The sequence below is a fragment of the Pseudomonas sp. P9_2 genome (assembly GCF_034008255.1).
Lineage (GTDB): Bacteria > Pseudomonadota > Gammaproteobacteria > Pseudomonadales > Pseudomonadaceae > Aquipseudomonas > Aquipseudomonas synxantha_A.
In genome coordinates this window covers 2155124-2169297 of record NZ_CP125376.1, presented here as the reverse complement: position 1 = coordinate 2169297, position 14174 = coordinate 2155124, and the positions used below count along the sequence as shown (strand labels likewise).

Genomic DNA, 14174 nt, shown 5'->3' with positions numbered 1-14174 from the left:
CCTTTCTCTCCTTCATGGCTAACAAGACATCGTCACTCAATAACCAGACGAACCGCCAGTAGCAATAGAAAGTGTACCGGATACAACGCGTATGCCCAACGCCGCATCGGGGGCGGTGAAAACTGGCGGGCCTGACGCAACAGATGCACACCTGCCAGAGGAGCAATCAAGCAGGTCGCCAAGCCCGCCAGCGCGACCTGCGTGCCGCTACCGAGCAAGATCTGCCATTGATTGGCGGCGACACATACCAACCCCGGCAACATGCTGAAATACCACGGCCGATGAAATACCAATAACGTCGCCATCGGCAGCAATACACCAAAGAATCCGAACATCAACTGCGCACTGAACACCTCAGCAATTACCAGCGCGATCAGCGCCAATCCTCGATCAATAAACGTCTTCTGCTGCCACCCTCGCGCAACCAACAGACCCAATGCCAAGGTGGGCAGCACGTTCAACGTATCGGCATCCTCGATAAACATCCGATAGGGCACTTCACTGATCACACTGAACAGCAACAGCCAGCCCAAGTAGCGCCACTGGCCGCTCACCGGCAGATTCCTGGTCCGATGCAAATTGGCTGCAATTGCCAGGCAAAACCACGGGAACGCCAGGCGCCCCGGCACGTACAGGCCGTCCAGGCTCAAACCGACATAGCGCAAATGGTCCAGAACCATGCTCAGCAGCGCCAGCCACTTGAGCAGATCCAGTGCGCCATCGCGGACGCGTCCGACAGCCAACGTTTGTGTACCGTGCATAATTCCCCAGTGACTTTGCATTTACAGTGCGTGCGCACCCGCGACAATCTTGGTTACAGTGCGCACCAACATCGACCACAGGAATGGGCCATGACCGACAAGAGCCAACAATTCGCCAGCGACAACTATTCCGGCATCTGTCCGGAAGCCTGGGCCGCCATGGAACAAGCCAACCACGGACATCAACGCGCCTACGGTGATGACGAGTGGACCCATCGCGCCGCCGACGGTTTCCGCAATTTGTTCGAAACCGACTGCGAAGTGTTCTTCGCCTTCAACGGCACCGCCGCCAACTCCCTGGCACTGTCCTCGCTGTGCCAGAGCTACCATAGCGTGATTTGCTCGGAAACCGCCCACGTTGAAACCGACGAATGCGGCGCACCGGAGTTTTTCTCCAATGGCTCCAAGCTGCTCACTGCACGCACCGAGAACGGCAAGCTGACCCCGGAATCGATCCGCGAGATCGCCCTCAAGCGCCAGGACATCCACTACCCCAAACCGCGTGTGGTCACCCTGACCCAAGCCACCGAAGTGGGCAGCGTGTACACCCCGCAAGAAATCCGCGCCATCAGCGCCACGTGCAAAGAGCTGGGCCTGAACCTGCACATGGACGGTGCCCGCTTCTCCAACGCCTGCGCGTTCCTGGGTTGCTCACCGGCCGACCTGACCTGGAAGGCCGGGGTGGACGTGCTGTGCTTTGGCGGCACCAAGAACGGCATGGCGGTAGGTGAGGCCATCCTGTTCTTCAACCACAAACTGGCCGAAGATTTCGATTACCGCTGCAAACAGGCCGGCCAGTTGGCATCCAAGATGCGCTTCCTGTCTGCCCCATGGGTAGGCTTGCTGGAAAACGATGCCTGGCTCAAGCACGCACGCCATGCCAACCACTGCGCGCAATTGCTCAGCAGCCTGGTTGCGGACATCCCCGGCGTGGAATTGATGTTCCCTGTGCAAGCCAACGGCGTGTTCCTGCAGCTCTCGGAACCCGCCATTGCAGGGCTTACAGCCAAGGGTTGGCGCTTCTACACCTTTATCGGCAAAGGTGGCGCGCGATTCATGTGCGCGTGGGACACAGAAGAAGAGCGCGTAAGAGAATTAGCCGCCGATATCAGGGAAGTCATGAGGGCTTAACGTGGGAGTTAGGCCAGCGAGTAATGGCCGATTGCCGAGTCTGTTTTTTGATATTTCTGACAGCAGCACGCTGGATCTTCGTTGACTAGCCTCTTGGAACCCGGAAGGAAAACGCAGTGATATCTGCCGCCTTCCGGGCTCGCTGCCCGCCGAATAACCGGCTGGAAACGTGAATCCAATGGAGAGCTTAATCATGGAATATCAAAGCAATGGCAATACCCTGCAAAGTGACGGCACCATCAGCACCACCGTTATCGACTGGGATGAATTCAGAAAGTACGCCAAAGTCGGAGATACCATCCGCGAGCCATCGAAGACGTTGAGGATTTACGAAAAAGTCTATGAATTGACAGCACAAGGCCAGCACTTCGTCGTCCATATTTACGCCCAATAATCCTGTTAACGCCCAGGGCCCGCGCCGAAGACTCATGACCTCCGACGCGGTACTGACCATCGCTTACCTACAATGCCTTCGGCTGGAGCGCCGTCCAATCGTCAATGGGGCCGCGGTTATTGATAAAGGTGCCTCCACCGAACTTCACCGCCAGCTTGTTAACCGCGTTCAGCGCAGTGGTCACCGCGCCTTCCGCCCATCCGCCGGTAAAGGACACATCATCCCCTGCAAGAATGAACCCATCGGGATTCTCGCTATGCACACCGTTCATGAACTGTGAAAACAACAGGCGCTGGTATTCGTACTGCCCCGGCAGGTTCATCTTGAAAGCACATAGAAAAAACGGCTGCTCTTCCCAGTTGATTTCGACAAATGGATCGGTCATGCCGAACTCTGCGGCAAGGTCCAACTGATGATGGGCATACACCGAATCCAGCAAGGTCGAACATACCGCCACATGGGACGGCAACGGCGCGACGCGATCACCCAGGAACTTGAGACTGTCGTCATTCCAGGTGTAAGACAAAAACATTCCGCTGCCCCTGTAGGCACCGTGACTCGCAGTGTAGTCCAGCAGGTAGGTGCCTCGGGTAATACGGTCCGATAACGTCACACTCATCCGGTATTGTTGGTCCACACCCACATCGGTCCAGAAGGGCTTCTTGGTCTGGGCAAAGATTTTGGCCGACTGCATGTAATGGGTGTACATCACCGCTTCCCATTCCTTAGCAGACAGCAGGCCATTCATGAGATTGAAGCGTTCGGCACCGTCCATATAGCGGAACTTGTCCAGAATCCGTTTGTGGGGTGTATAGACCACGGCAGGGAAAGTGTATTGGTGGCTGCTTCCCAGGTTGTGATCAAAAATCCACACGTCGAACTGGCCGTCCGAGCGCCGCATGATCTGTCGCACCTCCTGCTTGAAAATCTGGGGAATGACCTGGGTGCTCAGGCTCTCGACGGTGGTACCTGCAGACCAGTGGGCCATGCTGTCGCCCATCGCATCAGGGCTACGTCCCCACAGCCGGCAAGGCAGCTCGCTGGAACCGTCGTACATCAATTTATGGTTGGTATCCAGGCCGGTGTACAGCACTCGCAGCACCTCAAGAAAGCAGTTCGGATAGTCGGTATTCCACCCGCCCGTACCAAAACCGATCTGGCCAAACAGGTCGATGTCTTCGCGGCTCCAGCCAGCCTGCTCGACCATGGCAGCAAAAAAACTGAGATTGTCCCACCCTGCGTCAATAATCGCGTTCCACAGTGTCTTGATTTTCGCCTGATCAAGGCTGCCCTCGGACATTGCAGCTTCCATCTCACTGAACTTGATTGGGTCCTGCTCCAGGAAAACATCGAACAACTTACGCTCAATTTCGGCATATTCCTCGGGCAAGTTATCACCTTCGTAATAGACCTGGCGCTGCTGATAATCGACCAATGTGCTGGGGGTTGCGGGCGAACCGGGATTAGGAAAATCCGCCGAATTGGCCCTCATGTCGACCTTGTCGAAATAGTGCATCAACGCCTTGCCGGAAACGGGAAAACGCATGGCGCCCATCTCGCAGATGACACTGTTGGCTGGGTCTTTTGGATCGCCCGCCACATAGGAATAGAGTCGCCCGCCAATGCGGTCGCCAGCCTCCACTACCACAGGGTGCAAGCCCATGCGCATGGCTTCATAAGCCGCGACAAGGCCGGCAACGCCCGCCCCGACGATCAGTACCTTGCTGCCCAGGGCACTACTGGAAACCTGCCCCAACGGCGTACCGTTGCTGGCAGCCTGATCAAGGAACCGGGCGTAATGAAAAGGGAAGTCTGGAACAAGTGCGGTGACATCGTTAGCCAGCAAGCGCACCGCGCCTTTAGTGCGGGAAGGAATAGCAGACATGTTGAGCATCCTTGGCAAGAAGAGGACGTCCACCTACTGCTTCACTGCGAAGGGCGACAACGACGAATTCAACTCTTAGCGTAGAAGATCGTAGGAATTGTCTCTATATCACTTCGAGATAAAAACGCCTCCCAAGGCAAACCTCACCTTTGCAAGGTCTTGCGCAATCAGTTCAGAAATTCCTGAAGTGATTATTTACAAATACCGATTCAATTGTACTTTTGGTTGACAGACTCTTCGCCGATCACTCAATAAAAACAGACCGCGAAACCTATGAGCACATCCTGCGACCGAGCGGCAGCCTCCAGCCCCACACTGAAGATCGAAACCCGTTCCATTGACTACGTACCGCGTCATGAACGCCACGGCAAAGTCTGGCACCAGGCGCCTTTCTGGTTCACCGGCAACTTCGTACTGACGACCATGGTTACCGGGTTTACCGGTGCAGCCTTGGGCCTGAGCCTGGTGTATGCGCTTCTAGCGATTGTCATCGGTGTAGGCCTGGGCACCTTTGCCATGGCCTTCCACGCCAACCAAGGCCCACGCATGGGCTTGCCGCAGATGGTCCAGTCGCGGGCGCAGTTCGGCTTGCGGGGGGCGATAGTACCGTTCATCGCGGTGGTCTTCGTGTACATCGGTTTCAACGTCTTCAACGTGATTCTCGCAACCGACGCGATCAACACCGTGCTGCCCGGCGAGCGCGCGCCCTGGTACGCCTTGATGATCATCCTGGCAGTGATCATTGCAGTAGTCGGCCACGACCTCCTGCACACCATACAACGCTGGCTGACGTACGTGATGATCAGTGTTTTTGCCGTGTTGACGGTGGCTGCATTAATGAGCCTGCAAGCCGACTCGGCAGTGGTCGACGCACACTTTTCCTGGTCGGCCTTCTTGATTCAACTGTCAGCCGCTGCGGGGTACCAGATCAGCTACTCCGTGTACGTTTCGGATTACTCGCGCTACCTGCCGCATACCACACCCACGCGAAGCGTCGTTACCTGGACCTACCTGGGAGCCGCCGGCTCGGCGCTATGGCTGATGTCACTGGGGGCTTTCCTTGCATCAGCCCTGCCCTCCCCTGATGCTATCGCCAGCGTTCAGGCCGTGGGCAACCAAGTCATACCCGGCTTTGGTACCTTCACCGTATTGATCGCGGTACCAGCACTGGTGGGCATCATGGCGGTCAACTGCTATGGCGCCATGCTCACCGGAATCAGTGCCATCGATGGTTTCATCTCGATCAAACCACGCCTCAAGAGTCGAATCATCGGCATCAGCCTGGTAGCCGCAGTGATTTTTGTGATCGCCCTGAGCATCCCTGAGAGTTACCTGCACAGCTTCAATAACTTCGTACTCTTGATGCTGTATTTTCTGGTGCCTTGGACGGCAGTAAATCTCGCGGACTTTTATGCAGTACGTAAAGGGCGCTACGCAATCAGCGACCTGTTCAACCCTGCTGGCATCTACGGTCGCTGGTCAAGCGCCGGGCTCACTGCCTATTTTCTGGGCATCGCGGCGATGGTGCCGTTCATGTCTCTGGGGTTCTATCAAGGCCCTGTTGCGCTGTGGCTGGGCGGCGCTGACATCGCATTCGTGGTCGGCCTGACGGTCTCGGCAGCCACCTACTGCATCATGGCCCGTCACCGCGATCACGCTCTTGAGACCCGCGCCGTAGAGGCCAGTGACCGGCTTCTGGAAGGAGAATAGCCAATGACATCGATAACGGTCGTTTGCCATCAACTGGCACCCCGTATTGGCGATCTTGATTACAACCGCACGCTCAGTGAAAGCGCGATCCGTGGCGCAAGCGACGCCCAGGTCATCGTTCTACCCGAACTGATGCAAAGCGGTTACGCCTTCAATAATCGCGCTGAAGCCTATGCGGCTTCCGAGACAGAAGACGGCCCAACCTTGCGCCTGTGGTGTGCCCTGGCCAGTGAACTGGATCTCATCATCGTCGCCGGGTTCTGTGAGCGCCTGAGTGCTGGACGGGTCGCCAATAGCGTCGCACTGATCCAACCCGCAGGCCGGCTGACGGTGTATCGCAAAGTGCACTTATGGAACCGGGAAAAGCTGATCTTCACGCCGGGTGCCGAGCCACCTCCGGTCGTCGACACCCAGGTCGGCCGGATCGCCACGATGATCTGCTACGACCTGGAACTGCCTGAGTGGGTGCGTCTGGCCGCGTTGGCCGGTGCCGACCTGCTATGCGCTCCAGTGAACTGGCCGGAAGGTCCACGCCCGGCCGGCGAGCGGCCGGGGGAAATTGTCCGCGTCCAAGCCAGCGCGGCAGTCAATCGCATGTTCATTGCCGCCTGCGACCGCTACGGCGAGGAGCGAGGCATCAATTGGGTAGGCGGCTCGACCATTGTCGATGCCGACGGTTACCCGTTGGCCGGCGCAGTCTCCCATCAGCGGGAACAGCGGCTAGTCGCTCAACTGCCTCTGGCCGAGGCCAGAGACAAGTTCATCAGCGAGCATAACCATGTTCACCATGATCGAAGGCCCGTTCTGTACTGACTAGAACTCGATGCGCACATCGCCCTTGGGCACACTGCAGCACGACAGGATGTAGCCTTCGGCTTCGTCTTCCTCGGTGATCCCGCCGTTGTGCTCCATCTCCACCTCCCCGCCCAGCTTCATCACCTTGCACGTGCCGCAGATACCCATGCCACAGGCTTTGGGGATCAACAGGCCAAGCTTGGCAGCTGCCGCGTGGACAGTCTCGCCGGGTGCCACCCGAATGCTTTTGCCCGATGCGATGAACTCCACCTGATGCAGATCCGCGAGGTCGACTTCCGGCGCATCCGCCGCTTGCTCGGCCTGCTCCACGGCGTCGGCCCGCGCTTCCGGCGGCGTCGCACCAAAAGACTCTTCGTGATAACGCGCCATATCGAAACCGGCGGTTTCCAGCAGGCGTTTCACTGCGCTCATGTAAGGCGTCGGGCCGCAACAGAATACTTCGCGCTCCAGGAAGTCCGGCACCATCAGTTCCAGCATCTTGTGATTCAGATAACCGCGGTAGCCGGCCCAGGGTTCACCCAGGCCATGCTTTTCGCAAATCAGGTGCAGGCTGAAGTTGTCGATCCGCGACGCCATGTGCTCCAGCTCGCGGTGGTAGATGATGTCCTTGGGTGAACGCGCGCTGTGAACAAACGTCATGTCCACATTAGCGTTGGTGTCGTAGAACCAGCGCGCCATGGACATGACTGGGGTGATCCCCACCCCGCCGCTCAGGTACAGCACTTTCGGGCTGGGGAAGTCGATCGCGTTGAACAGCCCGACAGGTCCGTGCACCGCCAGCTCCTGGCCCTCGTGCAGCGTGTCATGCAGCCAGTTGGACACACGCCCGCCCGGTACACGCTTGATGGTTACCGAAAAGCTGTAAGGCACCGACGGTGAACTGGAGATCGTGTAGGAGCGCATGATCGGCTGGCCTTCGATTTCCAGCTCCAGGGTGACGAATTGCCCGGGCTTGAAGAAGAACAGAATCGGCTGGTCAGCCATAAAACAGAAGGTGCGCACGTCCCAGGTTTCCTGGATGACTTTGACGCAACGGACGATGTGCCGACCATTGGCCCAGGTCTGGGTGGTTACCGGATTCAGGAAATTGCTAGACATGTTGTTCTCCACCGCCGACGTCGGCCTTATGGTGGCGATTCTGCGTAACGCCGGGGCCACCCATTTACCTATCTGCGACATTCACATACTTACGGCGACCAGCCCCCAAAGACAGGGCCTTGCGCGTCGGGATCAGATTGGGCCATGTCGCCCATGGATAAGGTTCGACCCAACGCCGGGCCCACACTCGCTCCCAACAAAGACGCGTTCTTTACGCCTTGCTGCAAACCTGATCAGCCACTATTCGCCGGCCACACAGAATGGCCATGAGGACACACACGATGGACGTCACCGCAACCTTAAGCTTGGGCGATCCGCTGGAACCCGCACGCAAGGCCACCGCGCACATGCTGCAAGAGCGCGAGCGCACTTATTCGCTGCCGCAGCCGTTTTACTCTGACGAGCGGTTGTTTGATATCGACATGCAGGAGATCTTCCAGAAAGAGTGGTTGATCGCCGGCATGACCTGCGAAATCCCCGCCAAGGGCAACTACCTGACCCTGCAAGTGGGCAAGAACCCGATCATCGTGATCCGTGGCGCTGACGGGGTGGTGCATGCATTCCACAACGTCTGCCGCCACCGTGGTTCGCGCTTGTGCACCAGCGAAAAGGGCAAGGTCGCCAAACTGGTTTGCCACTACCACCAGTGGACCTACGAACTGGACGGTCGCCTGCTGTTCGCCGGTACCGAGATGGGCGCCGACTTCGACATGAAGCAGTACGGCTTGAAACCGGTAAACGTGAAGACTGCCGGCGGCTACATTTTCATCAGCCTGGCCGAGACCCCGCCGGCCATCGATGACTTCCTGTCGACGCTCAGCCATTACATGGAACCCTACGACATGGAAAACACCAAGGTGGCGATCCAGACCACCTTGTTCGAAAAAGCCAACTGGAAGCTGGTGCTGGAAAACAACCGCGAGTGCTACCACTGCAACGCCTCGCACCCGGAACTGCTCAAAACCCTGCTGGAATGGGACGACGTCACCGACCCGCGCGCCGACCAGGCGTTCAAGGACCACGTAGCCGCCTCCGCCGCCGCCTGGGATGCCGAGAAGATCCCTTACGCCCACGCCAGCTTCGGCCTGCGTAACCGCATCGTGCGTATGCCGCTGCTCAAGGGCACTGTGTCGATGACCCTGGACGGCAAGCAGGGCTGCGCCAAACTGATGGGTCGCATCAAGAACCCGGACCTGGGCTCGATGCGCATCCTGCACCTGCCCCATTCGTGGAACCACTGCATGGGCGACCACATCATCGTGTTCACCGTGTGGCCGATCAGCGCCCAGGAAACCATGGTCACCACCAAGTGGATCGTGCACAAGGACGCCGTGGAAGGCGTGGACTACGATGTGGAGCGCATGCGCCAGGTGTGGGACGCCACCAACGACCAGGACCGTCGCCTGGCCGAGGAGAACCAGCGCGGCATCAACTCAACCGCCTACCAACCTGGCCCGTACTCCAAGACTTATGAGTTTGGCGTGGTGAACTTTGTGGATTGGTACAGCGAGCGCATGTTGAACAACTTGGGGGCCGCGCCTGCGCCGTACCTCAAAGGTGTGGCTGCACACGAGTAACTGACACCCCAAGGATCAAAAGGTGGGAGGGGGCTTGCTCCCGATAACGGAGTATCAGCCAATGCATGTGCAAGCTGAGCCATCCCTATCGGGAGCAAGCCCCCCTCCACACTTCAAGCAGGCGCTGCCTACTATTTGATCAACTCTCGTGCAGACCGCTAACACCCTGCCCTCCAGCCTTTGCCCAACAACTTATCCACAAAGCCACCCACAGCAATTGTGGGCAAGTCGGTGTGCGGCTTAAATTAAATCAAGAAAATCCGTGACTTATTTGAAACCAAGGTATCTATCCTTACCTGATCATTTATTGATCATATCCGTGCAGACCTCGATTCATATGGCCTACAGCACTAAGCGAACACCTTATCCACAGATGCACCAACAGACTTTGGGGGCAACTTTATCCAACCTGTGGAAAAGCGCACAAACCCTGTATAAATCGGGCTTCCCGGGGTTTCAATGCAGAAAAAAGCCGAAATTGATCAATTTTTGATCGACCCTCTTAAAGCCTTTGTTTACGTGGCTTACAGACGATAGCGAACATCTTATCCACAGATGCGCCAACAGACTTTGGGGGAAAGTCAGTACTGCCAACCGGGAAAACTCCTGGAAAAACCGCAGCTTAGGCTGGCTATTTTTCGTACAGAGGGCTGCAAGGCTTGATACACAGGGGGTGTGGACAACCGCGAACAGGTTATCCACAAGCGGATCAACAGCGATTGTGGGTAAACCGCAGAACTCTTGTGGGAGGGAGCGCCCCCCTCCCACAGCGGATCAGCGTACGACACCCTCTTCAATCAACAGCTTGAGAATCGCCTGAGCGCCCTCTTCAGCACTCACACCCTTGAGCACCTGCCCACCACCGCCACTGGCCTTGGCTGTGGCAGCCTTCATACGGTCGGCGCCGCTCTTGGCCTTGATCACCTTGAGACGCTTGGGCCTTGGCTTGGCCGGTTGCAGCAGGGCGCCTGTGAATAACTCGTCCTGTTCGATCTCCACCTCATGGGCCGCCAGTTCGCCACGTTGCGCCGGGCCGTATGCACTCTGGCGCGGTTTGGGCGCAGCGTTATCCACGGTGGCCAGAAACGGCAGGCGCACTTTCAGGCGCCGCCGCTGGCCGCGAGGCAAGGCTTGCAGTACATGGGCCACGCCGGCGTCGATGGATTCCACCTGGGCCAACCCTACAACCAGGGGCCAGCCCAATTGTTCTGCCAGCAGAAACGGCAACATGCCCGAGCCTTCACCGGTTTCCGCCTGACTGCCGGTGAGTACCACCTGGGCGCCGGCGTCATGCAGGTATTCACTGAGTACCGGCAAGGCATCGGCGCCGGGCGGTTGTTCCAGTACATGCAGTTGCGCCAGCCCCATCCCCAGGTAGCTGCGCAAGGTCGGCTCGTTGATATCGCCGGCGTGCAGCACCTGCAACTTATCCCCAGCCATTTGCAGGCCCAGCTCGACAGCGCGGGCGTCCTGCTCCGCACGGCGCGGGCGCCCGGAAGTGGGGTGGGCGCCGATGGATACCAAGCTGATTACAGTGGTTGTCATGGTCATGTCCCTAAGCTGCATCGCGCTTGGCGCCGTTGCGGTAGGCCTGCACCGCATCGATCAAGGCTTGCAGAATCGCGGCGCTTTCGCCGATCACCGACAGGTCGGCACGCTTGATCATGTCGCAGGTCGGGTCGAAGTTGATCGCCACCACCTTGTCGCAGGCCCCGATGCCTTGCAGGTGCTGGATCGCCCCGGAAATACCCACGGCCACATACACCCGCGCCGTGACCCAGGTGCCGCTGGCGCCGACCTGACGATCACGCGCCATGAAGCCATCGTCCACCGCCACCCGCGACGCACCTTCGGTGGCGCCCAGGGCCGCGGCGGTCTGGTGGAACAGCGCCCAGTCCTTCACGCCATTGCCACCGGAGAAAATGAATTCCGCTTCGGCCATGGGAATCGCCGCCGGATCCACCGCCACCGCCCCCAGGTCCTCGATACGCGACAAACTGCGCGCCAGGCTTGTGGATAACTCTACGGGCAGTACTTCATGCCGGGTCTCGCTGACCGGGTCGGCACACTCAACGGCCGCCAGGATCAGGCGCGGCAGCGGCCGGGCCAAATCTTGCTGGCCCGCCCCCGCACGGCCGATGCACTCATCGCCCTTGATTTGCCAAACACGTGTCGCCGGGCGTTCCTTGAGGCTGGCGGCAAAGCGCCGACCCAGTTCGCCGCCGCCGCTGCGGCTGTCCGGTAGTAGCCAGTGGCGTGGATTGAACTGGTTATCCACAGCCCGCAGGCCTTGCACGCGTTGTTCCGGTGAATAACCGTCGAACGCGTGGCCATCCAGTACCAGCAGGCGATCGACACCGGCAGTGGCAAAGGCGTTTTCCTTGTGTTCACCAAACACCACGGCCAGCACCGCGCCGTCGCTGCCAGCCAGTTGCCTGGCCAGGCCAAGCAAGTCACGGTCGTGGCTGCTCAAGCGGCCACCGACCATGTCCGGCACCACACTGATGTAGAACGCGGGCGTTGGCACCTGATGCAGTGGCAACTGCACTTCCACCGCCGCTGTACGCTTGGCCGCACCGCCCTGCTGGGCGCCGCTGCGGTCAATACGCTTGATGCCGTTGGGGCCGATAAAACCGACACCGTGCACGTTTTTACGAATGATGCCGTTGGGCCCCATCCAGCTCTGCTGCACGGGCTGCATGGCCGCGTGCAAGGGGTGAAGACGGTTACGGGCGATCCATTCGGCCCGAGGGTCACGGCGAATAATGTCGCTCATCAATGCACCTCCGCGGGTTCACGTTTAGGCGCTTTTGCCGGCACGGGGTCTTCAAGCAAAGCGTCGGCCACCAACTCGGCAATGTCCTTGATCAATGGTCGCGGCTCGACCACACCTTCCAGCATCGCTGTGCACTGCGGGCAACCCACGGCCACCAGTTCGGCACCGGTTTCGCGGATGTCTTCCATGCGCATGTCGGGGATACGTTGCTTGCCGGGAATGTCAGTGATCGGCGCGCCGCCGCCACCGCCGCAGCAGCGCGAACGGAAGCCTGAGCGTTGCATTTCCTTGACCTCGATGCCCAACGCCCGCAGCACTTGGCGCGGTGCCTCGTATTCGCCGTTGTAGCGGCCCAGGTAACAAGGGTCGTGGTAGGTCACGCTGCTGCCTTTGTGCTGACCCAGGTTGAGCGCGCCGTCGCCGATCAACTCGGCCATGAAGGTGCTGTGATGCTGTACGAAGTAATTGCCGTTGAAGGCGCCGTACTCGTTTTTCAGCACATGGAAACTGTGCGGGTCGCAGGTAACAATGCGCTTGAAGCTATATTTGCCCAACGTCTGGATATTGCGCGAGGCCAACAATTGGAAAGTTGCTTCATCGCCCAGACGCCGCGCTACGTCACCGCTGTCGCGTTCTTCCAGGCCAAGTACCGCAAAGTCCACCCCCGCCGCCTTGAGCACTTTGACAAACGCCCGCAGGGTGCGTTGGTTACGCATGTCGAAGGCACCGTCGCCGACCCAGAACAGCACCTCGCAGCTGCCCTTGTCACTGAGCAACGGCAGGTTCAGGTCAGCCGCCCAGTTGAGGCGACCGCCCGGTGCGAAACCGCCGGGGTTGTCGGTGGCAATCAGATTTTCCAGGACTTCGGCGCCCTTGTTCGGCGTGGCGCCTTTTTCCAGGGTGAGGTGGCGGCGCATGTCGACGATGGCGTCGACATGCTCGATCATCATCGGACACTCTTCCACGCAGGCGCGGCAGGTGGTGCACGACCACAACGTCTCGGCATCCACCAGGCCATTGACGATCGGCTGATGCGGGTTACCGCCGTGTTCGCCCACCGGTTTGCCTGGGTATGGGCTACCGGCGAACTTGGCATCGGTGCCACCGGCCAGGCCAACGACCATGTCCTGAATCAGCTTTTTCGGGTTCAGGGGCTGGCCGGCAGCGAACGCCGGGCACGCTGCTTCGCACTTGCCGCATTGCACGCAGGCGTCGAAGCCGAGCAGCTGGTTCCAGGTGAAATCCTTGGGCTTTTCCACGCCAAGCGGCGCGGTTTTATCACTGAGGTCCAGCGGCTTCAGACCGGTGGAGCGGCCACCACCGAAGCGCTCGGCGCGGCGGTGCCAGGCCAGGTGCAGGGCACCCGCGAAGGCGTGCTTCATCGGCCCGCCCCAGGTCATGCCGAAGAACATTTCCGACACGCCCCACAGCACGCCCACGCTCAGCAGCGCAGCGAGCAGCCAGCCGCCAAAGTCAGCGGGCAGAATCCCGGCCACCGGCAAGGTCACCAGGAAAAAGCTCACCGAAAACGCCATCAGGCTTTTCGGCAGGCGCATCCATGGGCCCTTGGACAGGCGCGCAGGCGGATTGCGGCGGCGCAGGTACATGAAGATGGCACCGACAAACATCAGCACCGACGTCAGCAGCAACGCATAGCCGAGGATGCGGTTATGCAGGCCAAAGCCATGCACCACAATCGCCAGCAACGCCGAGAGCACAAAGCCCAGCGCCGTGGCGACGTGGGTGTTGGCGATGTATTTGTCGCGGGCGACAACGTGGTGCAAGTCGACCATGTAGCGCTTGGGCATAGCCAAAAGACCGCCAAGCAAGTCGACTTTGGATGCACGTCCACGGCGCCACATGCTCATGCGGCGCAAGGCGCCGAGGACGGCGAGCCCCAAAGCGGCAAACAAGAGAATAGGCAACAAGGTGTTCAACATGATGAAGCTCCCACAGACCACACAGGTCTACTGTGAAACTGGCCTTGAAATGTGGGAGGGGGCTTGCCCCCGATAGCGGTGGGTCA

General features: G+C 59.2%; 11 protein-coding genes. 5 read left to right on the top strand and 6 right to left on the bottom strand.

What is annotated here, in order from left to right:
• Nucleotides 1-32: 32 nt before the first annotated feature.
• Complete coding sequence (locus QMK52_RS09555) at nt 33-761, bottom strand: TraX family protein (RefSeq protein WP_005792138.1); 729 nt, start codon at nt 759-761, stop codon at nt 33-35.
• Nucleotides 762-851: 90 nt separating this feature from the next.
• On the opposite strand from QMK52_RS09555, the gene QMK52_RS09550 reads away from it, so the two are divergent.
• Both QMK52_RS09550 and QMK52_RS09545 read left to right on the top strand, forming a co-directional pair.
• Nucleotides 852-1892 (top strand): threonine aldolase family protein, encoded by a 1041-nt coding sequence (locus QMK52_RS09550; protein ID WP_005792139.1) that lies wholly within the window; start codon nt 852-854, stop codon nt 1890-1892.
• A 193-nt stretch (nt 1893-2085) separates the two neighbouring features.
• Nucleotides 2086-2286 (top strand): hypothetical protein, encoded by a 201-nt coding sequence (locus tag QMK52_RS09545; RefSeq protein WP_320404046.1) that lies wholly within the window; start codon nt 2086-2088, stop codon nt 2284-2286.
• A 67-nt stretch (nt 2287-2353) separates the two neighbouring features.
• Here the strand turns inward: QMK52_RS09545 and QMK52_RS09540 are convergent, their stop codons facing one another.
• The gene (locus QMK52_RS09540) at nt 2354-4171 is read right to left on the bottom strand and encodes a flavin monoamine oxidase family protein (protein WP_320404045.1); all 1818 of its coding nucleotides are present in this window, start codon (nt 4169-4171) and stop codon (nt 2354-2356) included.
• Between the two features lie 273 nt (nt 4172-4444).
• On the opposite strand from QMK52_RS09540, the gene QMK52_RS09535 reads away from it, so the two are divergent.
• Together QMK52_RS09535 and QMK52_RS09530 are read left to right on the top strand one after the other, a co-directional pair.
• On the top strand, nt 4445-5881 hold the full coding sequence (locus tag QMK52_RS09535) for a purine-cytosine permease family protein (RefSeq protein WP_005792142.1): 1437 nt from the start codon (nt 4445-4447) through the stop codon (nt 5879-5881).
• A 3-nt stretch (nt 5882-5884) separates the two neighbouring features.
• On the top strand, nt 5885-6694 hold the full coding sequence (locus QMK52_RS09530; RefSeq protein ID WP_005792143.1) for a nitrilase-related carbon-nitrogen hydrolase: 810 nt from the start codon (nt 5885-5887) through the stop codon (nt 6692-6694).
• Here the strand turns inward: QMK52_RS09530 and gbcB are convergent, their stop codons facing one another.
• A complete protein-coding gene (gene gbcB, locus QMK52_RS09525) occupies nt 6695-7795 on the bottom strand; it encodes a glycine-betaine demethylase subunit GbcB (protein WP_005792144.1) in 1101 nt (366 codons plus the stop codon).
• A gap of 281 nt (nt 7796-8076) precedes the next feature.
• On the opposite strand from gbcB, the gene gbcA reads away from it, so the two are divergent.
• Nucleotides 8077-9372: a glycine-betaine demethylase subunit GbcA gene (gene gbcA / locus QMK52_RS09520; RefSeq protein WP_005792145.1), complete on the top strand. Its 1296-nt coding sequence runs from the start codon at nt 8077-8079 to the stop codon at nt 9370-9372.
• A gap of 774 nt (nt 9373-10146) precedes the next feature.
• Here gbcA and QMK52_RS09515 read toward each other — a convergent pair.
• Genes QMK52_RS09515 through dgcB form a run of 3 tightly spaced genes read right to left on the bottom strand, consistent with a single transcriptional unit; the run spans nt 10147 to nt 14088 of the window.
• Entirely contained in the window at nt 10147-10917 is a 771-nt protein-coding gene (locus QMK52_RS09515; protein WP_005792147.1) for an electron transfer flavoprotein subunit beta, read from the bottom strand.
• Between the two features lie 10 nt (nt 10918-10927).
• A complete protein-coding gene (locus tag QMK52_RS09510) occupies nt 10928-12148 on the bottom strand; it encodes an electron transfer flavoprotein subunit alpha/FixB family protein (RefSeq protein WP_005792148.1) in 1221 nt (406 codons plus the stop codon).
• Nucleotides 12148-14088: a dimethylglycine demethylation protein DgcB gene (gene dgcB / locus QMK52_RS09505; protein WP_320404044.1), complete on the bottom strand. Its 1941-nt coding sequence runs from the start codon at nt 14086-14088 to the stop codon at nt 12148-12150. Before dgcB ends, QMK52_RS09510 begins: the two co-directional genes overlap by 1 nt.
• Between the last annotated feature and the right edge of the window lie 86 nt (nt 14089-14174).